The organism is Streptomyces sp. JLBT605, assembly GCF_058215555.1.
Genome location: NZ_CM177087.1, coordinates 2,658,248 through 2,684,520, shown reverse-complemented (window position 1 = coordinate 2,684,520; position 26,273 = coordinate 2,658,248). Strand labels below are relative to the sequence as shown.

Annotated in this window: 5 protein-coding genes (1 of these 5 cut by a window edge); 4 read left to right on the top strand and 1 reads right to left on the bottom strand. The window is 75.2% G+C overall.

The annotated features are described in order from the left end of the window. Nucleotides 1-40: 40 nt before the first annotated feature. Complete coding sequence (locus AC4BDD_RS11740; protein ID WP_490690944.1) at nt 41-2,767, bottom strand: helix-turn-helix transcriptional regulator; 2,727 nt, start codon at nt 2,765-2,767, stop codon at nt 41-43. 621 nt (nt 2,768-3,388) lie between these two features. Here AC4BDD_RS11740 and AC4BDD_RS11735 point away from each other — a divergent pair. The 4 genes from AC4BDD_RS11735 to AC4BDD_RS11720 form a co-directional block, all read left to right on the top strand. Beyond that, nucleotides 3,389-4,141, top strand: coding sequence for a 4'-phosphopantetheinyl transferase family protein (locus AC4BDD_RS11735; RefSeq protein WP_490690943.1), 753 nt, complete (start codon nt 3,389-3,391; stop codon nt 4,139-4,141). A gap of 148 nt (nt 4,142-4,289) precedes the next feature. Further along, nucleotides 4,290-10,940: a beta-ketoacyl synthase N-terminal-like domain-containing protein gene (locus AC4BDD_RS11730; RefSeq protein WP_490690942.1), complete on the top strand. Its 6,651-nt coding sequence runs from the start codon at nt 4,290-4,292 to the stop codon at nt 10,938-10,940. A 23-nt stretch (nt 10,941-10,963) separates the two neighbouring features. Then, on the top strand, nt 10,964-25,861 hold the full coding sequence (locus tag AC4BDD_RS11725; protein ID WP_490690941.1) for an SDR family NAD(P)-dependent oxidoreductase: 14,898 nt from the start codon (nt 10,964-10,966) through the stop codon (nt 25,859-25,861). Further along, nucleotides 25,858-26,273: the 5' end (the start) of an amino acid adenylation domain-containing protein gene (locus tag AC4BDD_RS11720; RefSeq protein ID WP_490690940.1), read on the top strand. Its footprint extends 4,348 nt past the window's final position; the window shows 416 of its 4,764 coding nt (coding positions 1-416); the start codon lies at nt 25,858-25,860; its stop codon lies beyond the right edge, outside the window. The genes AC4BDD_RS11725 and AC4BDD_RS11720 overlap by 4 nt, the downstream gene beginning before the upstream one ends.

Here is a 26,273-nt window from a genome sequence, read left to right as displayed (position 1 = left end):
CCTGGCCGATCCCCGGGGGCGGGCCCCCGGGGAGGGCGGGTCAGGCGACGGTGGCGGCGTCCACGAAGCCCAGGCTCGCCGGCAGCTGGTGGCGGTGCTTGATCTGGAACTTCCGGTACACCCGGGTGAGGTGCTGCTCGACGGTGCTGACGGTGATGTAGAGCTTCGCCGCGACCTCCCGGTTGGTGTGGCCCTGAGCCGCGAGGGAGGCGACCCGGCGCTCGGCGTCGGTGAGCGCCGCGGACTCCAGTGCCTTGGCCCGCGGACGGGCGGGCGGGGCCTCGCTGGTCAGGGTCGGCAGGATCGACTGCTGAAGGTGCTCGGCCCCGCACTCCTGGGCGAGGCGCAGCGCCCGGCGGACGACCTGGCGTGCCTCGCTGCCGTTCCCCAGCTGCTGCTGGGCCTTGCTGAGGTCGGCCAGCGCCCGGGTCATGTTGTACCGGTCGCCACCGGTCTGGAACATCTCCAGGGCGCGCACCAGCAGGGCGGGGCGCTGGGCGGGGGCACGGGTGGCGGCCAGCGCCCGCAGCGCCGCGCCCGCGGCCCGGGGCTGGTGGCGCTCGGCGCGGCGCAGCTGCTCGTCCAGCAGCTCGGCGGCGCGCTGGGGCTTGTTCAGCAGCAGCCATGCCTCCGCCGCGCCGACCCGCCAGGGCGCCAGGCCCGGGCAGTCGATCCGCCAGGTCTGGAGCTGACGGCCGATGGACAGGAAGCAGGACAGGGCGGCCTGGCACTGGTCGATGGCGAGGTGGTGCCGGGCCCGGGCGTACTGGTAGTGCACGCCGAAGCGGGTCTGGAAGGCGGCCTCCGGCACCGGGCGCAGCAGGACCTCGGCGGCGGCCTCGTGCTCGCCCATGGCGGTGTACGCCTCCACGAGGGTGGCCAGCGGCAGGGCGATGCCCACGCTCCAGCCGAGCACCGGCATCAGGGAGAGGGCTTCGAGAGCCTGGTCGCGGGCGGCGGGCAGCTTTCCCTTGCGCAGCGAGATCATGGCCTTGGTGGAGATGAGCAGCGCGTCCCAGGCGGGGGTGAACTGCTTGGCGGCCTGGTCCAGCAGGCGGTCGCACCAGGACTCGGCGAGGTTGAGCCGGTCGATGTAGATGAGGGCGTGCAGGGCGGACTGCGGCAGCTCCATCGACTCCTTGCCGAGCTGGACGGACTGGAGCACCAGTTCGGCTCCGGCAACGATGTCCTTGGCGTCCCCGCCGGTGAGGGCGGTGTGCAGGGAGCGGGCCGCGTTGAGCCCGGGGCTGTCGGTCTCGGAGGCGGGCGGCACCCGGCGCGGCGGGGTGGGCCCGAGGGCTCCGCGCATCCGGGTCAGCGCGCCGGGGTAGGTGGTGGCCAGGCGCAGCCAGGTGACGAGCAGCTCGTCGGTGAGTTCGGGGCCGTGCCCGTCGTGCGGCAGGCCCCCGGCGGCCGCGACCGCCTCGCTCTCCAGCCCGCACCACAGCAGGGCGCGGGTGAGGTGGAGGACGGTGTGCGGGGAGAGCATGCCCGCCGCGGCCGGTGAGGTCAGCGACTGGAGCTGCGGGATGACGGCCTTGGGGTCGATGCGCCAGGTGATGCTGGCGGCGGCGGCCTGGTCGGCGAGCCGGTCCTCCTCCTTGGTCCAGCAGCGGCTGGCCAGTCGCAGGCAGTGGCCGGCGAGCTTGTGCTGGTCGCCGAAGAGGAACTGCTCGGCGGCCAGGCGCAGCAGTGGGGCCTCCCAGCCCTCGCCGAGCGGGCCGCAGTGCAGCAGGTGCTCGGCGATGGCGGTGGGCGGGGCCCCTTCCTCGCGCAGCATGCGGGCCGCCCGGCGGTGGAGCTCGGTGAGGCGCGCGGCGGGGATGTCGTCCAGCACGGCGGCGCGCAGCGCGGGATGCCGGAACTGCTCCTGCCGCAGCAGACCCGATTCGGTGAGCACCTCCAGGGCCTGGGCGGCCGCCCGGGGGGTGACCTCGACCAGGCGGCCGGCCAGCTCGGTGGAGCCGTGCCCGGCCAGCAGCGCGATGCCCCGGGCCATCTGCCGGGCGGCGTCGCCGCTGCGGTGCACGCAGGCCAGGGCGGCCTGGTGGAAGGCGTCCCCGGCGACCATGGACGGCCGTTCCGCGCCGGGGGCCGCCCCGGTGGTGTCGTGCAGCAGCGCGCGTACCAGGAGCGGGTTGCCGCCGCTGGTGGAGAGGAATTCCTCCGCGACCCGCTCGGCGTGCTCCTCGTCCATCTGCCGGGCCAGCAGCGTGGCGATGCCGGGCAGGCTGAGGGTGGAGAGCTGGTAGTGGCGGGTGACGGGCTGGTACCGCATCTCGCTCAGCAGCGGGTGGTCGGACGCGCTGTGCGGGGAGGCGGTGACGACCAGGGCGATGGGCGCGGACCGCAGGCGGCGGATGAGGTAGAGCAGACAGTGCAGGGAGGCGTGGTCGGCGTGCTGGACGTCGTCGATGGCCAGCAGCAGGGGGCGCTCGGCGGCGAGCTGGTGGGCCGCCCGCTGGATGTGACGCAGGGTGCGCGGCGGCACGGTGGCCGTGTGGGCCCCTTCCGGGGTGCCGGAGGGGTGGTCGTCGGGCCGGTCGTTCTCCTCGGCGGGGGGCTGCGGGCTGGCCTCGGGGAAGAGCTGCTCCAGGAGGGCGTAGGGGAAGGGCTTTTCCAGGGCCGAGCCGATCGCGGTCAGGACGCGGAATCCGCGGTCGGCGGCGAGCTTGCACAATGCGCGTAGTAGTTCCGTCTTGCCGGTTGCGGTGGATCCGCGGATCACGGCGAGTGCGCTGGTCCCCTCAGCGCACTCCGTCAGCATTTCGGTCAGACCTGATATCTCAGTGTCGCGGTCGGCCAACACCTGGTTGCCCCCATTCCCCGTAGGCCAGGACGCCAGACCCCACGCCTGACCCCTGGAGGCAGCCGAATAGCCGGGTCGCCGCCGAAATTCCATTCGGCACGGCTGTCGGCTGTTCCCCTAGCTCATCAGCCACGATAGCAAGAGCGAACAGCGGCGCAGCGACGAAAATCATGCCAGTAACTGTCTGATTTTCCGCTTCTTTGATTGTGTTACGGGCCAACCCCGGTGGTATTCTGCGGAGTTCGCTCGCGCACATCGTCGATTTCATCCGATGGGCACTCTTGTCCGGTCGGCTGACCGGCACGTTCGCGCAGAGCGCACCCCAACCTTCCCGCTGTTCCCGTGGTGTTGGCGGCCGGCCCCCTCAGGGCGCCCCCTAGGCCGGGGCGTCAGGATAGGGGTACTCGGTTCCCGCACCGCTCTGCTCCAATGGCCATTGCCAGAGCGGTCGTCCCGTGTTCCGGGGCGGGAAGGGCGCGGGGGTCGGCCATGAATGCGATGTTCACCCCGCAAGCCGCTTGGCTGCTTCGGCGAATCGATCCCCGGTCCGGCCTTCCGGATCCCCTGGGGGTCCCTCCGGTGCCCACCGACGGCGTGCATCTGTGGGCGGTGCGCTCGCATTCCTGGGAGGACGACCCCCGGGATCTCCACGCGCTGCTGTCGCCCGAGGAACAGAAGAAGGCGGACGGTTTCGTCTTCGCACGGCACCGGCGCCAATACCTCATCAGCCACGCTTTTCTGCGCCGAGTGCTGTCCTGGTATGTGCCGGTATCGCCCCGTGACCTGGTCTTCGGCGCGGGACCCCAGGGAAAGCCGCTGCTCCTGGGGCCGGTGGCGCCCGCCGGGCTGGAGTTCAACCTCTCGCACTGCGCGGACCTGACCCTGGTCGGTGTGGCGACTCGGCCGATCGGCGTGGACGTCGAAGCGGTCCGGGACGACCTCGGCTCCACCGGGGTCGCGGACTACTTCCACCCGGCCGAGCGGCAGGCGATCGCCGCCCTGCCGGCGGACCGGCGCAGCGCCGCGCTCTACCGGGGCTGGACCCGGAAGGAAGCCGTCGTCAAGGCGATCGGGGTCGGGCTGTCGGTGGGGCTGGACTCCTTCCGGGTGCCGCTGGACACCGACGCGCCCACCGTGGTCGAGGGCCCCGCCGCGCCTTTCTCCCCGCCCGGGCCCTGGCATCTGACGCATGTCGAACCCCTGCCCGGGGTGGTGGGCGCGGTCGCCGTGCCGTTCCGTCCCGCCACCGTGCGGGCGACCCTTGTGGTGGGGCCGCTGACCCCGCTGCCCTCAGCCCGCCGACAGGAAGTTCGCGCAGGTCAGGGGTGGTGACCCAGCCCCTATACGACCCTGGGCCACGGCGGGATTAGGGGTTCCGGATCCGCCGAGGGGTCTGGTCGAATGCATGACGCGGTGGGGTTGAGCGGCGAGCGCTCCGGGCCGAGTCCATCGGCCTTCATCGGTTCTTCGAGGGGGATTGGTGGGATCCAGGCACCTGCGCCTTGCCCTGCCGCAGATGGCGGTGGGCGGGCTCTCCGAGAACTGGCTCTTCAAGGAGTTCGGTGACTTTCACTGGCAGTTGACGGCCGACCACTTCGGCGTCCCCGTGACGGAACTGCGGGACGCGCAGGGGGAGCGGGTGCTCCCCGCCTTCGTGCGCTTGGCGATGGACGCCGCGCAGCCGCTCAGCGCCTTCCGCGAGGGCGACGCATGCGAACTCGACGGACGGCTGAGCCGGCTGGACGAGCGGACCTACGGCAGCGAGCTGACCTTCCGGTCCCAGGACCGGACCGTCACCGCCCAGCTGATCACGGTCTTCGTGAAGCCCTCGGCGGGCAACGTGCTCACCCCTGTGGTCCCCCGGGTCCCCGGGGTCCGCCCCGAGCTGCCCGCGGACGAGGGCCTGCTGGCCTTCCGGCGGGAGTTCATGGCGGCCCGGCCGGCGGAGCCGGCCACCCGGCCCGACGGTGGCGAGCTCTTCGCCCACACCTACGAGCTCAACCCCTACCTCGACCTCAACGGCGCCGGCCTGCTCTACTTCGCCTCCTACCCGCACATCAACGACCACTGCGAGCGGCAGTACTTCCACGCGCTGCCGGACGCCCCGCACGGCGACCGGGACTGGACCGCCGCCGCCTCCACGGTCAGCCGTGACGTGATGTACCTGGGCAACTGCGGCCCCGACGACGCCGTCCGCTTCCGGCTCGACTCCTGCCGCACCGAGGCGGACCGGGTCCACCTGGAGTCCACGCTGCTGCGCTCCAGCGACCAGGCGGTGCTCGCCCGGATCCGCACCGTCAAGCAGCTGGCGGCCGACGCATCCCCGGCCGTACGCCGGGCGGCCGCGCCCACCGGCTCCCGGGACGAGCTGACCCGCCGCCTGACGCCGGTCATGGCCCGCGCGCTGGAGGTGCCCGAGGACACCCTCGCCCCCGACGCCGACCTGCGCACCCTCGGCCTGGACAGCTTCGCGCTCTCCTCCTTCGCGCAGGACGCCACCGGCCGGCTCGGCATCGACGTCGACCCCAGCCGGCTCTTCCAGAGCTTCACCCTCGAGGACATCGCCCGGGTGGTGACCGGCGAACCGGCGGCCCCCCGGGAGGCGGCGCCCCGGCGCCGCGCCCCGTACCGCGCCGCGTCCGCTACCTCCCAGCCCGCGGCGGACGACGAGATCGCCGTGGTGGGCATGGCGGGCCGCTTCCCCGGCGCCGACTCCGTAGGCGAGCTGTGGCAGCTGCTGGTGGACGGACGGGACGCCATCGGCGAGATCCCCGCCGACCGCTGGAGTCCGCGCACCTCGTCCCCGGACGGCGAGCCGGTCCGGCGCGGCGGCTTCCTGCGCGACATCCGCCGCTTCGACCACGCCTTCTTCCGGATCTCGCCGCGCGAGGCCGAGCTGATGGACCCGCAGCAGCGGCTCTTCCTCGAAGTGTCCTGGGAGGCGTTCGAGGACGCCGGCCACGACGTCACCCGGCTGCGTGGCAGCCGGACCGGGGTCTTCGTGGGCGTGTGCCACAGCGACTACGCGGCCGTGCTGCGCGAGCACCTGACCTCGGCCGAGCCGCACCGCAGCGTGGCCACCTCGCCCTCGATCATCGCCAACCGGGTGTCCTACGCCTTCGGCTTCCACGGCGCGAGCGTCGCCGTCGACACCCTGTGCTCCTCGTCCCTGGTCGCGGTGGACCAGGCGGTACGGGCGCTGCGCGACGGCTCCTGCGAACAGGCGCTGGTCGGCGGGGTCAACGTGATCTGCGACCCCGGCCAGCACGCGGCCTACGCCAGGACCGGGGTGCTCAGCGCGGACGGCGTCTGCCGGACCTTCGACGCTGAAGCAGGCGGATACGTGCGCGGCGAGGGCGTGTGCGCGCTGGTCCTCAAGCCGCTGCGGCAGGCCCGCGCCGACGGCGACCGGATCCACGCGGTGATCAAGAGCGTGGCGACCAACCACGGCGGCCAGGCGCAGTCCCTCACCGCGCCCAACCCCGACGCCCAGGCGGACCTGATCACCCAGGCGTACCGGGCGGCCGGGATCGACCCGGCGACCGTCGGCTATCTGGAGGCACACGGCACCGGGACCGTCCTCGGCGACCCCATCGAGGTCTCCGGGATCTCGGCCGCCTTCGAGCGGCTGTACCGGGAACGGGGCCGCGAGATGCCGACCGAACCGCACATCGGCCTCGGCTCGGTGAAGACCGCCATCGGGCATCTGGAGGCGGCCGCCGGCACCGCCGGGATGATCAAGGTGATGCTGGCGATGCACCACGGGGAACTGCCCGCGAACCGCAACTTCCGGCAGCTCAACCCGATGATCCGGCTCGACGGGTCGCCGCTGCGCATCCAGCGCGAGCGGACGCCGTGGACCCCGGCCACCGACGCCGAGGGGAGGCCGGTGCCGCGCCGCGCGGGCGTCAGCTCCTTCGGCATGGGCGGCACCAACGCCCATGTGGTGCTGGAGGAGTTCCGGGCGCCGGAGGAAGCGGGCGGGCCGGCCGCCGGGCCGTTCGTCGTGCCGCTGTCGGCGCGCACCCCGGCGGCCCTGGGCGATGCCGCCCGCAATCTGCTGGCGCTGCTCGACAGCGGCTCGTGCCCTCCGCTGGACGCGGTCGCGTACACCCTGCAGACCGGCCGCGCGGCGATGGCCGAGCGGCTGGCGATCGTCGCCGACTCGCCCGAGGAGCTCCGCTCCAAGCTGCGCGGCTTCCTCGCGGGCCACACCCCGCTGCCCGGCGTGTGGACCGGCGCGGCCGGCGCCGCCGATCCGGCCGCCGGCTCCGCCGCCGAGGAACGGGCGCGCGACTGGGCGGCGGGCGGCGAGGCCGACTGGGCCGCGCTGTACGGGCCGGGGCCGCGGCCGCGCCGCGTCTCGCTGCCCGGCTACCCCTTCCGCCGAGACCAGCACTGGATCGCGCCCACGACGACCGCCGGCGCCCAGGCCCTGGCGGCAGCCCGCGTGGACGGCCGCGGCGCGGAGGGCTTCGTCGCGGCCGGGTCTGCCACGGAGGGCCCTGGCACGGACGGGTCCGCCGCGGAAGGCTCTGGCACGGGCGGGTCCGCCGCGGCGCCCGCCGTCGTGGACGCGTTCCTGGTCCGCGGCTGGCACCCCTCCGCGCCCCTGGCGGCGCCCGCCCCGGCCCCCGCGCCCGGCGCGTACCTCCTCCTGGTCAACGAGGTCTCCGCGGCGGCCGCCGCCGCGCTCTCCGGGCAGCTGGGCCCGGACTGCCGGGTGATCGCGGTGCCCGCCGCTGAGCTGACCGCGCGGCCCGGCACCCTGGACGCGGTGCTGGCCGCGCACGGCGGCCTCGGCCCCGGCGAGCGGCTCGCCGGACTCGTCGACCTCGCCGACTGGTGGCCGGCCGGGCAGGAACCGGCGACCGCCGCGGACTTCCGCGGCCGGCTGGTGCTGCTCCAGGAACTGCTGGCCCAGCACCGGCTGACCGGACCCGCCCTGCTGCACCTCGCCAGCGGCACGGCGGTCACCGAGGCGGCGGGGCTGTACCGGGTGCTGTCCAGCGAGTTCCGGACCGTGCGGAGCCGTACCGTGCAGGTCGACTTCGGCCCCGGCGAGGCGGACGGCCTGCGCTCGCTGCTCGCCGCCGAACTCGCCGCCGACGACCGCGAGACGCAGGTCCGCTACCGCGCCGGCCGCCGCGAACACGCCCGGCTGGACTTCCTCGGGCCGGACAGCAACGGCCCTGACGGCAGCGGCCTCGACGGCAGCGGTCCGGACGGCAACGGCCCCGGCGGCTCCGGCAGGCGCGGCACGGACGGTGCCCCGAGTCCGCTCGACGACCTCGCCGCCGGCACGGTGGTGATCACCGGCGGCACCGGCGAGATCGGCCTGCACCTCGCCCGCGAGCTGCACCGCCGCGGGGCACGCCATCTGCTGCTCATCGGCCGCGGCCGGCTGCCCGGCCGCACCAGGTGGGAGGCGCTGGCGGCCGACCCGGACACCGAGCCGAAGCTCGCCCGGCGGCTGGCCGGCCTGAGCGAGCTGGTGGCCGCGGGCGCCTCGCTGGAGGTGCGCACCCACGCGCTGAGCGACCCCGCTTCGCTGAAGAAGCTGCTGGACGCGGCGCGGCGGCGCGGCGGCCCGATCACCGCGGTCTTCCACGCCGCGGGCGCGATGGACGACAGCCGCTCCCTGCTGGCCAAGCCGGTGGAGGACGTGCAGCGTGTCCTCGACCCCAAGGTGCGCGGGCTGCGCACGCTGTGGGCCGCTCTCGCGGACCAGCCGCCGCGGCTGCTGGCGCTGTTCTCGTCGATCTCCGCCGGGGTGCCCGGCCTCGGGGTCTCCTACGCCGACTACGCGACCGCCAACGCCTTCCTCGACGACTTCGCGGCCGCCCATGCCGACCGGACCGACTGCGCGGTGCGCTCCGTGCAGTGGCCGGTGTGGCAGGACACCGGCCTGGGCCGGGACCGGGGCGGTGCCGCCGACGGCCTGGGCATCCCCGCGCTGCCGGTGGCGGACGCGCTGCGCCTGCTGGACGCCGCGCTCGCGATCGAGGGACACCCGGTGGTGATGGCGTGCCGCGTCGACCGCGCCCGGGTCGACACCGCCGAGCTGCTGCGCGCCCCGCTGCCGGGCCCCGCGGCCGGGCCGGTGGCCGAGCCGGCGCGCCCGTCGGACGAGCCGGCGCGGCCGGTGGCCGGTGCGGTGTCCGAGGCGGTCACCGCCCCGGACGCCACCTCGCGCGCGGCCGCCGACGCCTCCGGTGCCGAGGAACCGGCACCCGGCGCGGTCGTCGACTGGCTGACCGGCGTCTTCGCGAAGACCCTCAAGACAGGGCCGGGCGAGCTGCCCGCCACCGCCTCCTTCGCCGAACTCGGCGTGGACTCCCTGCTGCTGGCGGAGCTGGTGCGCGATCTGGAGCGCGCCCTGGGACACGCCGTCGACCCGACGCTGCTCCAGGAGTTCCCCACCCTGAAGGAGCTGGCGGTGGCGCTCGCCGAGCTGTCGGCCGAGCAGGTACGCGCCGCCGTCGCGGAGCCGGCCGCCGGGGCCGGGTCCGGTCCGGCCCCTGAGGGCGGCCCGGTGCCGGGGGCCGGGGCCGCCGTCCTGGACGCGGCGCACGGCCGGGCCGGGGCGTACGCGACCGCCACGCTGTCCGGTACCCGGCCGTCGGCCGAGGAGGAGGCGCGGGCGGAGACCTCCGCCCGGAGCCCCCTCGCAGACCCCCTGCCCCAGGGACAGGCTGCCGCCCCCGGCGGCCCGGTGCCGATCGCGGTCATCGGCATGGCCTGCCGCTTCCCCGGCGCCGAGGACCCGGCGGCCTTCTGGCGGAACCTCGTCCAGGGACGCAGCTCCATCACCGAGGTGCCGCCCACCCGCTGGGACGTGGACGCGCTGTACTCGCCGGACGGCGGGCCGGGCAAGAGCATCAGCAAGTGGGGTGGGTTCATCGACGACGCGGCCGACTTCGACCCCGGGTACTTCGGCTTCGACGAGCGCACCGCCGACCACCTCGACCCGCTGGCGCGCAAGGCCCTGGAGATCACCGCGGAGTGTCTGCGGGACGCGGGCTACCGGGACGAGGAGCTCAAGCGGCGGCGCGTCGGCGTCTACCTCGGCACCCGCTCGGCCAACTACCGCGAATACCTGCGGCCGCTGCCCAGGGAGGCCATCGTCGGCCTCAACCAGAACTTCATCGCGGCCCATCTCTCCCACCACTTCGACCTGACCGGGCCCAACCTGGTGGTGGACAGCGCCTGTTCGTCCTCGCTGGTCACCGTGCACCTGGCCTGCCAGAGCCTGGCGGCCGGGGAGAGCGAGATGGCGCTGGCCGGCGGCGTCGACCTGCTGCTCGACGAGGACCCGTACCTGCTGCTGAGCGAGGGCAAGGCGCTGTCGCCGACCGGCCGGTGCCACACCTTCGACCAGGCCGCCGACGGCTTCGTCCCCGGTGAGGGCGCGGGCATGGTGCTGCTCAAGCGGCTGGACGCGGCCCAGCGCGACGGCGACCGGATCCTCGCGGTGATCGAGGCGTCCGCGGTGAACAACGACGGCCGCACCATGGGGTACACCACGCCCAGCGTGGCCGCCCAGCGGGAGCTCATCGAGGAGGCCCTGCGCACCGGCTCCATCGACCCGCGGACCATCGGCTACGTCGAGGCGCACGGCACCGGCACGATGATCGGCGACCCGATCGAGCTCCAGGCGCTCACCGCGGTCTTCCGCAAGCACACCGCGGACAAGGAGTTCTGCGCGGTGGGCAGCGTCAAGACGAACGTCGGGCACCTGCTGAGCGCGGCCGGCGTGGCCGGGCTGATCAAGACCGCGCTCTGCCTGCGCCACCAGCAGGTGCCGCCGACCCTCAACTGCGTCAACCCCAACCCGCGCTTCGCCTTCGCCGAGTCGCCCTTCTACCCGGCCACCGAGGTGCGGGACTTCTCCGGCGGGGCTGGGCTGGAGCGCGCCGCCGTCAGCGCCTTCGGCTTCGGCGGGACCAACGCGCACCTGATCATGCGCCGCGCCGCCGAGGCGGACGGCCACCGCGCCGGACGGCAGCCGCTTCCGGCGCCCGACTACGACCGGAAGCGCATCTGGCCGCGGCGCGCGGCCACCACCCCTCCCACCCTGCCCAAGAAGCGGTCGGCGCGGCTCGACCTGACTTTCCTGTCTACCGGTTGATCGTGGAACCAGGAAGAGACACCGTGGAACGCCACCAGGCCATACGCTCCCGTCTGACCCTTGACCGCAGCAACCCGATCGTCGACGACCACCGGGTGCACGGTGTCCGCACCCTGCCCGGGGTGACCTTCCTGGACATCGTCTACCGGCTGCTGGACGCCCAGGGGTTCGTACTGGACCGCACCGAGCTGCGGAACGTCCTGTTCGTCGAACCGGTGGTGACCACCGACGAGTTCGACCGCGAGATCGAGATCGAGCTGGACCGGCAGGGCGCCCACTACGGGGTGCGGGCCCGCAGCCGCAGGGTGCGCGAGGGCCGCCCGGTCAGCGAGGCGTGGACCCCGCACATGGAGGCCGAACTCCATGTCGACCTGCCCTTCCCCGAGTCCGGCCCGGCGGAGCGGCCCGTCGAGCCGGCGGAGGGCTGGGCGGGTGAGCCGGGCGGCCGGCGGGAGGACGTCGAGCGCGTCTACGAGCTCGGGCGGGCCGCGGACATCCACCACCGCTCCTTCATGAAGTGCCACGGCACCATCTGGCACCGCGACGGCGGGCTGCGGGCCCGGATCGCGCTGGGCGAGGAGGCGCGCGAGAGCCACGAGGACTTCCTGCTGCATCCGGCACTGCTCGACGGTTCCACGATGCAGAGCTACGCCCTGGCCTTCTCCGGCGAGGAGGAGGACCCCAGGCCGCTGATCCCCTTCCACATCGCCGCGTTCCGGGCGGCCGGGCGGCTGGGGGACGCCTGCACGGTCGAGCTGCGGGTCCCGGAGGGTGCCGGGCGGGCGGCCGATGTGCTGCACGTCGACATCGACCTGCGTGACGGGGACGGCAGGCTGCTGGCCCGCTTCGACCGGCTGGCCCTGAAGCGGATCCGGTCCCGGGAGCTGATCACCCGGCTGACCCGGGCCGACGCCGCGCTGCCGGATGGTGCCCGGGCCGACGCCGCGCTGTCGGATGGGGCCCGTGCCGACGCCGCCCTGTCCGGTCCGGCGGGGACGGCAGCCCCGGCCGCCGCGTCCGCCACGGCCTCCGCCGCGGCCTCCGCGCCGGTGGACGCGCCGGCCGCCGCCGCGGACGCACACCTGGAGGCGGTCCGCGAGGCGGTGGTGCGGGCGGTGCGCGCGCTGCTGGACGACGACGGCGCGTCCGTCGACCCCGACCGCGGCTTCTACGAACTGGGCCTGGAATCCACCCATCTGCTGCGCCTGGTGCGCGCCCTGGAGGAGCGCTGGGGCATCGAGCTCTATCCCACGCTGCTCTTCGAATACACCACGGTGGACAGCGTGGCGGCCTACCTGGCCGACCGGGTCCCGGCGGAACCCGCCGGAGCCGGGACCGGCTCCGAAGAGGGCCCGGGCGCCGGGGCCGGGACCGACGAGGCGGCGGCGGAGATCGCCGCGGAGACGCTGGCCTTCACCGGCACCTGGGCTCCGTCTGACTTGCCCGCCGGCGGCGGCCGGGTGGAGCGGCTGCTGCTGGCCGGCGCGGACCCCCGGCTCGCCGGGGAACTTCGGGCGTCCGGGGTGACCGTGGTCGAGGTCCGGCCCGGCGGCAGCTGGGCGGCGACCGCGCCCGACACCTACGAGCTGCGCCCCGGCCGGTATGAGGACTGGCACCGGCTGCTGAGCGAGCTGGCCGGCCGTGGCGGGCTGCCGGACGCCGTCGTGCACCTGGGCCCGGCGCGCGCCCCGGAGCGGGTGGCCGAACTGCCGGACGCCGTGCGGGACGCCTGCGCCTCGCTGCTGATGCTCAGCCGGGCGCTGCTGAACACCTCCGGCTGGGACGAGCTGCCGCTGCTGCATCTGGCCGCGGCCGGGGACGAGGTGGCCGCCGTGCTGCCCGGCGCCCTGGCGGGAGTGGCCAGGACGGTCCGGATCGAGCAGCCCCGGCTGCGGCTGAAGGTGGTCGAGACCGGTGCGCGGAGCCTGGCCGAGGCCGGGCCTGGGGCCGCGCTGCTGCTGCGCGAGCTGAGCGAGCGGGCCGAGGCGTGGGTGCGGTACGAGGACGGGCAGCGGATGGTGCGCCGCTACCGGGAGACGAGCCTGGCCCTCGCTGAGGGAGCCTCCGAGGAGGCCGCAGCGGGGGCCGCACCGGGCGCCGGTGGCCCGGCGCTGCCGCTGCGCGAGGGCGGGGTCTATCTGATCAGCGGCGGCATCGGCGGACTCGGGCGGCTCTTCGCCGACCACCTGGCCGCCGCCGCCCGGGCGCGGATCGTGCTCTTCGGCCGCTCGGCCCCGGATGCCGCCGCCCGCGCCGAGCTGCGCGCCCTCGAGGAGCGGTACGGCGCCCGGGTGCTTCCGGTGCGCGCCGACGTCACCGACGCCGCGGACGTGGCGCGGGTGGTGCGCGAGACCCGGGAGCTGTTCGGCCCGATCAACGGCGTGATCCACTCGGCCGGGGTGCTGCGGGACGCCCTGGTGCTGCAGAAGCCGGCCGAGGACATCGGCCGGGTGCTCGACCCCAAGCTGCGCGGCGCGGTGCACCTGGACGAGGCGACCCGGGACGAACCGCTGGACTTCTTCGCCCTCTTCTCGTCCGTCACCGGGGCGGTCGGCAACGCCGGGCAGTCCGACTACGCCGCCGCTAACGCCGCGCTGAACGCCTACGCCCGGCAGCGCGCGGCCGCCGGGCGGCCGGGCCGCAGCGTCGCCTTCGGCTGGCCGCTGTGGGGCGACGGCGGCATGCGCACCGACGAGGCCACCGAAGCGTACTTCCGCAAGCACGGACAGGTGCCGCTGCGCGCCGCCGCCGGGACCGGGATCCTGCTCGCCGGGCTGCGGCAGGACGCCACCGAGCTGGTGCTCTTCCACGGCGACCGGGAGCGGGTGCTGCGCTCGATCAACCCCGCGGTGCCGGGCGCCCCCTTCGAGCTGCCGCTGGCCGCCCCGGCCGCGCCCCAGCCCACCGCCGCCACGGCCCCCGCCGCCGCCCCGGCCACCGCGTCCGCGACCGACTCGGCCACCGGGTCCGTCACCGCCCCGCCGGCCGGGTCCGCCACCGCCCCGGCGACCGGACCGGCCACCGCCAGGGCCCAGGCGCGGCCGGGCGAGGCCGGGAGCCGGGACATCGCCGTGATCGGCATGGCCGGGCGCTATCCGATGGCCGACAACCTCGACCAGCTCTGGGACAACCTGCTCGCCGGGCGGGACTGCGTCACCGAGATCCCCGCCGAGCGCTGGTCCCAGCAGGACTTCTTCGACCCGCGGCGGAACACCCCAGGCCGCTCGTACAGCAGGTGGGGCGGGTTCCTGGCCGACGCCGACCGTTTCGACCCGCACTTCTTCCAGATCACGCCGCGCGAGGCCGAGGCGATGGACCCGCAGGAGCGGCTGTTCCTGGAGACGGTCTGGCACACCATGGAGGACGCCGGGCTCACCCGCGCCGAGCTGGCCCAGGGCGCGGTGGGCGTGTTCGCCGGGGTGATGTTCAACCAGTACCAGATGCTGGGGCTGGGCGCGCCGGAGGAACTGCCGGTGCTGCCGACCTCCTTCTCCTCCTCGGTCGCCAACCGGGTGTCGTACTTCTTCGACTTCCACGGGCCGAGCATCGCGCTGGACACGATGTGCTCCTCGTCGCTGACCGCGATCCATCTGGCCTGCCAGAGCCTGCTGGCCGGGGAGTGCGAGGTCGCCTTCGCCGGTGGCGTCAACGTCGCCACCCACCCGTACAAGTACCTCTATCTGAGCCAGGCGGGCTTCGTCTCCAGTGACGGCCGCTGCCGCAGCTTCGGTGCCGGTGGCGACGGCTATGTGCCCGGTGAGGGCGTGGGCGCGGTGCTGCTCAAGCCGCTCGACCGGGCGCTGGCCGACGGGGACCGCGTGCACGGTGTGATCAAGGGCAGCGCGGTCAACCACGGCGGCCGGTCCGGCGGATTCTTCGTGCCCAACCCGGGGGCGCAGGCCGAACTGCTCCGGGAGGCGCTGACGCGGGCGGGGACCGAGCCGGGGTCGATCGGCTACCTGGAGGCGCACGGCACCGGCACCGCGCTCGGCGACCCGATCGAGATGTCCGCCCTGGCCCGGGTGTTCGGCGCCGGGGATCCGGCCGGCGGCACTCCGGCGGAGAGCCCCGCCGACCTGCCCGTGCCCATCGGGTCGGTCAAGTCGGCGCTCGGCCACCTGGAGCCCGCCGCCGGCATCGCCGGGCTGAGCAAGGTGCTGCTCCAGCTGCGGCACCGGACGCTGGCGCCCTCGCTGCACGCCGAGGAGCTCAACCCGGCGATCGACTGGGACGCCTCGCGTTTCCGGGTGCAGCGGACCGCCGCCCCCTGGGAGGCTCCCCGGACGCCGGACGGCACCCCCGGGCCGCGCCGCGCGGGCGTCAGCGCTTTTGGCGCCGGCGGTGCCAACGGGCATGTGGTGGTGGAGGAGTTCATCGCCGCGCCCGCGGCGCGGGCCGCCGGGTCCGCGCCCGCCGGCCCGCAGCTGGTGCTGCTCTCGGCGAAGAAGGAGGAGAACCTCCGGCAGCTCGCCGAGCGGTACCTCGCCTTCCTCGGCACCTCCGGCGAGCTGGACGGCCCCGCGCCGGAGGTGCACGGGGAGGCGGTGGCGCGCGTACTGGCCGAGCTGCGGGAGATCGCCGCGGAACTCTTCGGGCTGGCCGGGCCGGTGCTCGACGCCGAGGTCGGCCTCGACGAATGGGGCCTGGACGCCGCCGACCTGAGCCGCTTCGAGCAGCGGATCGCCGAGCACTTCCGCTTCGAGGGCGCCGACCCCCGGATCGACCTGGGCTCCACCCTCGCGGAGGTCGCGGGCCGGCTGGCGGGAGCGACCGCCCGGGCCGGACAGGCCCTGGGCCCGGTGGCCCCCACCGGGGGCGGCCTGCCCTCACTCGCCGAGATCGCCTACACCTCGCAGGTGGGCCGGGAGGCCATGGCGGAGCGGCTCGCCCTGGTCGTGACCGGCCTCGGCGAACTGCGCGCCGCCCTGCGCGCCGTCCTCGACGGCACGAGCCCGGCGGGCAGCTACCGGGGGACGGCCAAGCGCGCCACGACCGGTCAGGCGGACGCCGTCGCGGCCGCCCTGGCCGGGCGCGACCTGGCGGCCCTGGCCGAGCTGTGGACGGCGGGCGCGCCGGTCGACTGGCGGGCGCTGCACACCGGACAGGCCCCGCGCCGGGTCGCCCTCCCGCTGTACCCCTTCACCCGCCGCCGCTGCTGGGTCGACGCCCCGGCACCGGCCGCGCTGGCCGCGGGACCGTCCGCCGCGCCCGCTGCTGCCGCTGCCCCCGGCACCTTCGCCGACTCCGCCGGCGCGGGCGAGGAGTTCGCGTACACCACCGGCTGGCAGCCGCTGCCCGCCGTCACCGCGCCCGCGCCGGACGCCGGGCGCGGGGGCACCACGCTGGTGCTGCACACGCCCGCCGGCCGCCCGCTGGCCGAGGCGCTGGCCGCCCGGTCGGGCGGGGCGCGGGTGATCCGGGCCGAACTGGGCGCCTCCACCCGGGAGCTGGGCGACGGCCGCTGGGAGGTGGACGCGGCGGACCCCGAGGCCCTGGCCGCGCTCCGCGCCGAGCTGGCCGAGCTGCGCACCGTCCATCTGCTGGGCGGGCTGCGGGACGACCGGGCCCACCGAGGCGACCGGGGCGACCGTAACGGCGACGACGGGCCCGGGGGCCTGGCCGAGCTGGAGCGCGCCGAGGAGGCGGGCGTGTGGGCGCTGTACCGGTGCGCCCGGCAGCTCGCCGTCCCGACGGCCGCCGGCCGCGAGCTGCACTGGACGATCGTGACCAGCGGCGTCTGGTCCGTCGCCGGCGAGCCGGTCGACAACCCCTTCGCGGGCGGCCTGTCCGGCATGGCCCGGGTGCTGGAGAACGAGTTCCCGCGCTGGACGGCGGTCGTGGTGGACCTTCCGGCCCGCCTGCCGGAGCCGTCCGGTGACGGCTGGGGCGCTCTGGCGGACCGGGTGCTGGCCGAACCTGCCGTGCGCGGTGCGCGGGTGGCCTACCGTGCGGGCGTCCGCCATCAGCAGGTGCTGCGCCCGGCCGCCCTCCCGCGGACCGGCGACCGGCTCCGCGCGGGCGGTACCTACGCCATCGTCGGCGGCGCGGGCGGCATCGGCTTCGAGATGGCCCGCCGCCTCGTACGCGACCTGGGCGCCCGGGTGGCCCTGATCGGCCGCAGGCCGCTGGACGAGCGGCGGCAGCGGGCCCTCGCCGAGGCCGACCCCGACGGCGCCCGGCTGCTCTACGTACAGGCCGACGCCTCGGACACCGCGGAGCTGCGCGCCGGGCTGGCCCGCATCCACGAGCGCTTCGGACCGGTCCACGGCGTGATCCACTCCGCCCTCTCGCACCGCAGCGCCCTGGTCCGCACCCTCACCGAGGCCGACCTGCGCGCCTCGCTGCACGCCAAGTCGCGGGTGGCGGTCGCGCTGACCGAGGTGTTCCGGGAGGAGCCGCTGGACTTCCTGCTGCTGTTCTCCTCGGCGCAGTCCTTCCTCGGTGACCGGGGGCTGGCCAACTACGCCGCCGGCTCCACCTTCCTGGACGCCTACGCGCACGCCCTCGACCAGCGGCTGCCCTTCCCGGTGCGCACCCTGAACTGGGGCTACTGGGGCACGGTCGGCGCGGTCGCCGACGAGCGCAGCCGGGCGAGCCTGACCCGGCAGGGCTTCAAGTCCATCGAGCCCGAGGAGGGCTGGCGGACGCTGCGGCGGGTGCTGGGCGGCCAGGCCACCCAGATCCTCGCGCTCCGCGCGGACCAGGTCCTGCTGGAGCGGCTGGGCCTGCCCGGCGACCCGGGACACCCCGGCGACCCCGGACACCCCGGCGACCCCGGACACCCCGGACACCCCGGACACCCTGACATTCCCGTGACGGACGGTACGGACGGTGACGCTGCCTTGAAGCCCTCTCTGAGCCCGCTGGTGCGCGACCACACGCTGTCGCCGGGCGGTGTGAGCGCCATCGACCACTTCCACGCCCTGGACGCCACCCTGGCGCGCGTCTCCTCGGGGTGGATCCTGCGCCTGCTGGACGAGATGGGCGCCTGGCCCGCCTCGGCCGACGGCCCGGCGGCCGGCGACGCGGCGACCGTGGGCCGCCGTGTCGGGGTCGCGCAGCGGTACGAGCGGCTGCTCGCCAAGATGCTCGACATCCTGCACGACGCCGGACTGCTGCGCCTGACCGGCGCCGGGTTCGTGCCCGAGCCGGGCGCGCTGGCGGCCTGCCGGGGCCAGGACCACGCGGCCGAGCTCACCGCCATCGCCGAGCGGGAGAGCGAGCTGGCCGTCTTCGTCCGGCTGCTGGTGCTGACCCTGGGCCGCTACCCGGAGCTGCTCCGCGGTGAACTGCTCGCCACCGACCTGCTCTTCCCGCGCTCCGGCACCTCCCTCATGGAGGCCGTCTACAAGGGCAACCCGATCAGCGACGTCTACAACGACACGCTCAACGACGGGGTGCTCGCCTACGTCCGCGAGCGGCTGCCGGAGCTCGCCCCGGGCGAGAAGATCCGGATCCTGGAGGTGGGCTCCGGCACCGGGGGCACCTCGGCCGGCCTGCTGCGCGCCCTCAAGCCGTACGGTGAGCGGCTGGAGTACACCTACACCGATCTGTCGGCCGCCTTCCTGGAGCACGGCCGGCGCGAGTACGGGGCCGACTACCCCTTCCTGCGCTTCAAGCGGCTCGACGGGGACAAGGAGCTGGCCAAGCAGGGCTTCGAGCCCGGCTCCTACGACCTGGTGGTCGCGGCCAACGTCATCCACGCGACCCGGGACATCGAGCGGACGCTGCGGAACGTCAAGGCCGCGCTGCGGCCCGGCGGCTGGCTGCTGCTCAACGAACTGACCACGGTCACGGTGCAGTCCACCCTCACCTACGGCCTCTTCGACGGCTGGTGGCAGCACGAGGACATCGCGCTGCGGCTGCCCGGCTCGCCGCTGCTGGACGTGGCCGGCTGGCGCGCGGTCACCGAGCGGCTGGGCTACCCCGCCTTCGCGGCGCTCCCCGGTGACCGGTGGACCACGCGGAACTTCCAGCACGTGATGATCGCGCAGAGCGACGGCGCCGGCCTGCCCGAGCCGGCCCCGGCCGGGGACGCCGCGGCCTTCGAGCAGCCGCGGCGGCAGGAGGCGGACGACCGCACCGTGCGCGCGCTCTTCGAACGCGAGCTGTGCCGGCTCACCTCGGACGCCTCCGGCATCCCGGTCGAGGACCTGGACCCGGACGAGGAGCTCAGCAGCTTCGGCTTCGACTCGGTCAGCTACAGCCTGCTGTCGGGGAAGCTCAACGACGCCTACGGCTTCGACATCACCCCCGCCCTCTTCTACGAGACCGCGACCCTGCGCGCCCTCATCGACAAGCTCGCCGCGGACCACCCGGCGATCCTGCGCGACCGGTACGCCCACCAGGCCGCCCGGCAGGCCGCCGGGCAGCTGACCGGACAGGCCGACGGAGAGGCCGTCACGGCAGCCGCCGGGACCGGCGCACCGGCCGCGGTGGCCGCCGCGCCGGCCGCCACCGCCCGCGTCACCGAGCCGCGAACCACCGAGCCGCGGGCCGCCGGGTCCGCCGTCGCACCGGCCACCGGACCCGGGGCGGCCGCGCGGCGTGCGGCCGATGAGCCGGTCGCCATCGTGGGCATGGCCGGCATGCTGCCCGGCAGCACCTCACTCGCCGACTTCTGGCGCCATCTGATGGCCGGGGACGACCTGCTGACCCCGGTGCCCGCCGACCGCCCGGCGCTGCGCTCGATCCCGCACCGGGGCGGGTTCATCGACGGCGTGGACCTCTTCGACCCGCTGTTCTTCGGCATATCGCCGCGCGAGGCCGAGGCCATGGACCCGCAGCAGCGGTTGTTCCTGCAGACGGTGTGGGCCGGCCTGGAGGACGCCGGCATCGCGCCCGGCAGCCTGGCCGGCTCCGACACCGGCCTGTTCATCGGCGTCGGCTCCAACGACTACCAGGAACTCCAGATCGCCGCGGGCGGCACCGTCACCGACTCCTACGGGGCCACCGCCAACACCCACTCCATCCTGGTCAACCGCATCTCCTACCTGCTCGACCTGCACGGCCCCAGCGAGCCGGTCAACACCGCCTGCTCCAGCTCCCTGGTCGCCCTGCACCGCGCCGCCGAGGCGATCCGCGGCGGCGAGTGCGAGGTGGCCGTCGCCGGCGGCGTCAACCTGATCCTCTCCCCGCGCAACTACGAACTCCTCGGCCCGACCGGCATGCTCAGCCCGGACGGCACCTGCAAGGTGTTCGACGCCGCGGCCGACGGCTTCGTCCGCAGCGAGGGCATGGGCCTGGTGGTGCTCACCAGCCGGAAGCGGGCCGAGGAGGCCGGGCACCGGGTGCGCGGCTGGCTGCGCGGCAGCGCCGTCAACCACGGCGGCAGGGCGCGCTCGCTCACCGCCCCCAACCCGGCCAGCCAGGCGAAGATGCTGGTCGCGGCGTACCGGCGGGCCGGGGTCGACCCCGCCACGGTCAGCTACATCGAGACCCACGGCACCGGCACCGAACTGGGCGACCCGGTCGAGATCAGCGGCCTGAAGACGGCCTTCGCCCAACTGCGCGGCGAGTTCGGCACGCTGCCGCCGGCCGGCGCCTACTGCGGCATCGGCGCGGTGAAGAGCAACATCGGCCACCTGGAGTCGGCGGCCGGGATCGCCGGGGTGCTCAAGGTCCTGCTGGCCATGGAGCACAAGGCGCTGCCGCCCTCCCTCCACCTGAACACCCCCAACCCCTACCTCCAGCTCGAGGGCAGCCCGTTCCACGTGGTCACCGAGGCCCGCGACTGGCAGCGGCCGCGGGACGAGGCCGGCCGGGAGATCCCGCGCCGGGCCGGGGTCAGCTCCTTCGGCTACGGCGGCGTCAACGCCCATGTGGTGCTGGAGGAGGCGGCCGCCCCGGCGGTGACCGAACAGCTCCCCGAGGTCCCGCTCTTCGTGCTCTCCGCCCGCACCGAGGCCGCGCTGCGCACCTACGCGGCCGACCTGGAGCGCCATCTGATCGGCGAGCCGGGTGCCTCGCTGGCGGACATCGCGCACACCCTGCGGATCGGCCGGGACGCGATGGAGCACCGGCTGGCGATCGTGGCCCGCACCCGCACCGAACTCGCCCAGGCCCTCTCCCGCTTCGCGCGCGGGCAGGCGGCGGACCCCACGACCGGGGTGTACACCGGGGTGCTCGGCGAGGTGGGCGCCTCGGGTGTGCACCGCTCGCTGCTCGGCGGCGAGGCGGGCGCGGACTTCCTCGACGCGGTGATGCGCCGCCCCGACCCGGAGCAGCTGGCCCAGCTGTGGGTGAACGGCGCCGCGCTCGACTGGCACCGGCTGCCCGCCGGGCCCGCCGCCCGGCTGGTCCCGCTGCCCACGTACCCCTTCGCCAAGGAGCGGTACTGGTTCCAGGACGAGGTCCAGGAGGAGGTCCGGGACGACTTCCAGGGCGGTGTCCGGGACGAGGTCCGGGGCGCCGCGGCCGGACCCGCCGAGTCGTCTGCGGCCCCGGCCCCGGTGTCGTCCGCGGCCCTGGCTGACTCGGCCGACCTGCTGTACGCGCCGGCCTGGGTGCCCGTCACCGAACCGCTGCCGCGCCCGGCCGCCGGTGAGGGTCCGGTCTGGCTGGTCCACACCGACGACTCGGCCGCCCTCGCCGACCGGCTCGCCGCCCGGCTGGCGCCGCGCCCGGTGCTGCGTGTCCCGGCCGACCGCCCGGCGCTGGCCGCCCAACTGCCGTACCCCGACGCGGTGTACTTCCTGGCGGGTGTCCGGCGGCCGTCGGCCGCCGTGCTCGGCGAGCAGCTGGCCGAGCTGTCGGCCGCCGAGGAGACCGGCGTCCTCGCCCTCTTCCGGCTGGTGCGGCAACTGCTGGAGCGGCCCGCCGCGCCGGCGGTGGGTGCGCGGTCCGCGTCCGGTCGCGGACCGGCGCTGACGGTGGTCACCAGCGATGCCCGCCCGGTGGCCGGCCGGCCGGTGCGCAACCCCTACTCGGCGCACCTGTGGGGCTTCGCCAAGTCGCTGCGCCGGGAGTGCCCCGGCTGGGCGGTCTCGGCGCTCGACCTCGACTGGGATGACATCGCCCGGGATCCGGCGCAGGCGGCGGAGCGGGTGCTCGCGGCGGGCGCGCTGCCCGGCGGCGAGCTGGCGATCCGGGACGGCCGCACGCTGCGGCCGGTGCTGGCCCCGCTGGCGCTGCCCGCAGAGCCGCTGGGCACGCTCCGCGAGGACGGCGTGCACATCGTCATCGGCGGCGCGGGTGACATCGGCTCCGACGTCGCCGCGCACCTGGTGGGCGACCACCGCGGCCGGGTCGCGCTGATCGGCCGCGGCCCGCTGGACGCGGCGCGGCGCGCCCGCCTGGCGCGGATCGACCCCACCGGTGAGCGGGCCGTCTACCTCCAGGCCGACGCGGGCGACCCGGTCCGGCTGCGGGCGGTGGCGGACGAGGTGGTCCGCCGGTTCGGCCGGATCAACGGCGTCATCCACGCCGCGAACGTGCTGCGCGACCGGGCCCTGTACGCCGCCGACGAGCGGCTGTTCCGGGAGGGCGTGGAGTCGAAGACCCGGACCACGGCCACCGTGGTCGACGTCTTCGGCAAGGAGGACCTGGACTACCTGCTGATCTTCTCCTCCGTGCAGTCCTTCCTCGGCAACCCCGGGCAGAGCGGCTACGCGGCCGCCTGCACCTTCCAGGACGCCTACGCCCACAGCCTGGCGGACCGGCTGCCCTATCCGGTGCGCGTCGTCGACTGGGGCGCCTGGGCGACCTCGGCCCTTGCCGAGCAGCACCGGGACCGGCTCCGGGAGGCCGGGATCGCGGCGATCCCGCCCGCCCGCGGGCTGCGTGCGATGACCGAGATCCTCGGCCAGGAGGAGGTCCAGGTGGCGGTGGTGTCCGGCAGCGAGGCGTTCCTCGGCGGACTCGGGGTGTCCGAGCCGCCGGTGGCGCCGCAGCCGGTGGCGGAGCCGGCCGCCGGGCCGGACTGGGAGCGGGAGCTCCGCGCGGAGGTGCACGCCCTGGTGTGCGAGGCGGCCAAGGTGGGGCCGCAGGTGCTGCGCGCGGACGCGGAGCTGAGTCGCTTCGGCTTCGACTCCATCGCGTACACCCGGCTGAGCCAGACCTTCAACGACGCCTTCGACCTGGACCTGACCCCGGCCTTCTTCTTCGGCATCGCCACCTCGGACGACCTGGCGGAGAAGACCGCGCGGAGCTACCCGGAGGAGCTGCGGCTCCACTACGCCCAGCGGCGGCCCGCCGCCGCGGTGGAGCCGGTCGCTGCCGCGGAGCCGGTGACGGCCGCGGAACCGGCGACCATCGCCGAGCCGGTCGCCGTCGCGGAACCGGTGCGCGTCGCGGAACCGGTGCGCGCCACGGCGGCGGTGGGTGCCGTGGCGGCGGTGCGGGCCGCGGAGCCGGTAGCGCGTACGGCACGGCCCGTGCCCGGCGGCACTGACGACGCGGTCGCGATCGTCGGCATGGCGGGCCGGATGCCGCAGTCGGACGACCTGGACGAGTTCTGGGCGCACCTGGCGGCCGGTGACGACCTGGTCACCGAGATCCCGGCCGACCGCTGGGACTGGCGGACCCTGTACGGCGAGCCGACGGGCGGCGAGTACAAGACCCCGGTCAAGTGGGGCGGGTTCATGCGCCGGGCCGACGAGTTCGACCCGCTGTTCTTCGGGATCTCCCCGAGGGAGGCGGAGGCGATGGACCCGCAGCACCGCCTCTTCCTGGAAGCGGTGTGGAGCTGCCTGGAGGACGCGGGCATCCGCCCCGCCTCGCTCGCCAAGTCCGACACCGGGGTCTTCCTGGGGGCCTGCACCTACGACTACTTCGAGGTGCAGCACGCCTTCGGCACCCCGCTGGACGGCTACAACGCGATGGGCCGGGCCCATGCGCTGATCGCCAACCGGGTCTCCTACCTGCTGGATCTGCGCGGGCCCAGCGAGGCCCTCGACACCGCCTGCTCCTCCTCGCTGGTGGCGGTGCACCGGGCGGTCGAGTCGATCCTGCACGGCGACTGCGAGCTGGCCATCGCGGGCGGCGTGCAGGTCATCGCCTCCCCGCTGCTGTACGTGGACATGAGCGAGGGCGGCATGCTCAGCCCGGACGGCCGCTGCAAGACCTTCGACGCCGCGGCCAACGGCATCGCGCGCGGTGAGGGCGTCGGGGCGGTCCTGCTCAAGCGGCTGTCCGCGGCGATCGCGGACGGGGACGTCATCCACGGCGTCATCCGGGGCACCGCGGTCAACCACGGGGGCCGCACCAACTCGCTCTCCGCGCCCAACCCCGAGGCGCAGGCCGAGGTCATCGTCAAGGCGCACCGGCGGGCCGGCACCGACCCGCGCACCATCACCTATGTCGAGACCCACGGCACCGGCACCGCGCTCGGCGACCCGGTGGAGATCGACGGCCTGAAGTCCGCCTTCGCCACGCTGTACCGGGACTGGGGCATCGAGGGACCGGCCGGCGCGCACTGCGCGCTCGGCGCGGTGAAGAGCAACACCGGGCACCTGGAGGCCGGGGCCGGGATCGCCGGACTGCTCAAGACGCTGCTGGCGATGCGGCACGGCACCCTGCCGAAGAACCTGCACATCGAGCAGCCCAACCCCTATCTCCAGCTGGACGGCAGCCCGTTCCGCATCCTGCGGGAGAGCGGCCCCTGGGAGCGGCAGCGCGACGAGCACGGCGCGGAGCTGCCCCGCCGGGGCGCGGTCAGCTCCTTCGGCCTGGGCGGGGTGAACGCGCACGTGGTGGTGGAGGAGTACCTGCCCGCCGCGGAGCGGGCCGTCGCCGGGCCGGACGAGGGCCCCGGGGTCTTCGTGCTCTCCGCCAAGGACGAGGAGCGGCTGCGCGCCTACGCGGCCCGCTTCACCGACTGGCTCACCGAGCCCCCGGCGGGGCTCGGCCTGGCCGCGCTGACCCGCACCCTGCAGACCGGGCGCGCCGAGTTCGACGCCCGGCTTGCGGTGGTCGCCGACGACCTCGCCGACCTGCGCGCCAAGCTGGCCCGCTGGGCGACGGGCGAACAGCCCGCGGGGGTCTTCACGGGCGACGGCCGTGAGCCGGCGGGCGCCACCGACGCGCTGCTGGACGGCCCGGAGGGCCACGAGTACCTGCGCATGGTGATCGCCGGACGCAGGTGGGAGAAGCTGGCCCGGCTGTGGGCCGGGGGAGTCCGGATCGACTGGTCGGCGCTGTGGGCGGAACCGGCGGCGCCGCGCCGGGTCGCCGTGCCCACCTACCCGTTCGCGCGCGAGCGGTACTGGGTGCGGCCGGGCGAGCAGTTCGACGAGTTCCAGGCGTACGCGACCGGGCTGGCACCCGAGCCGGTGGTCTCTGCCTCGTCCGTGACCGCCGAGCCGGTGGCCTCCCAGCCGGTGGCCTCCGAGTCAGTGGCCGCCGAGCCGGTGGGCGTCGCGTCGGTGGATGTCGCGCCGGCGCCGGTGGCGGTGAGCCCGGCCCCTGAGCCGGTGTCCGCTCCCGCGCCCGCACCCGCGCCGGTGGTCGCGCCGGGCGGGGACACCGTGGGTCAGCTGGAGGAGCGGATCTCGGTGCTGCTCGCGCAGCACCTCGGGGTGGACCGGGCGCGGCTGCGCGCGGACCGGAGCCTGGTCGAGTACGGGGTCGACTCGCTGGGGCTGCGACGGCTGGGCCGGGCGCTCAGCGCGCAGTTCGGCATCAGGATCCCGGCCCGGTTCTTCTCGACGAGCGGCACGGTGAGCGGCATCGTCGGCAAGCTGCTGGAGACGTTCCCGGCGGAGCTGAGCGCGGGCGCCGCGCCCCAGGTCCCGGCCGCCACCCCGTCGAGCACGACGGCGAGCGGTCCCGTGGACGCGGGTGCGGGCGGGCCGGCGGACGGTGCGGCCACGTCCGTCCCTGCCGAGGGCGACGCCGTGCAGGCACTGCTGCGCGGGTTGCAGTCAGGGCGGATCAGCGTGGGCGACGCGCTGCGCGAGCTGGGGAAGGGGACGGCCCGATGAGCTCCATCCTGGAAGAGATCCTCTCGGCGATCGCGGACCACCGCATCACCGAGGAGCAGGCGCTGCCGCTGCTGCGCGGACTCGCCGAGCAGGCCGCGGCCGACGCGGGGCCCGGCCCCGAGGAGCTGTCGGCCGGTGAGCGGTCGTACCCGCTCAGCCGGGGCCAGGCCGCGGTGTGGGCGATCCTGCAGAACCAGCCCACCAGCGCCGCGTACAACCTGCCGATGGGCCTGCTGATGCGGCCGGACGCCGATCCGCGGCTGATCGAGCGGGCCATGGACGCGGTGATCCGCCGCCACCCGGCGATGCGCGTCAATGTGCGGCCCGGTGACGACGGCCCGGTGCAGGTCGTGGTCGACCGCGGGCTGAGCGTCGAGGAGCTGGACCTGGCCCATCTCACCGAGCGGGAGAT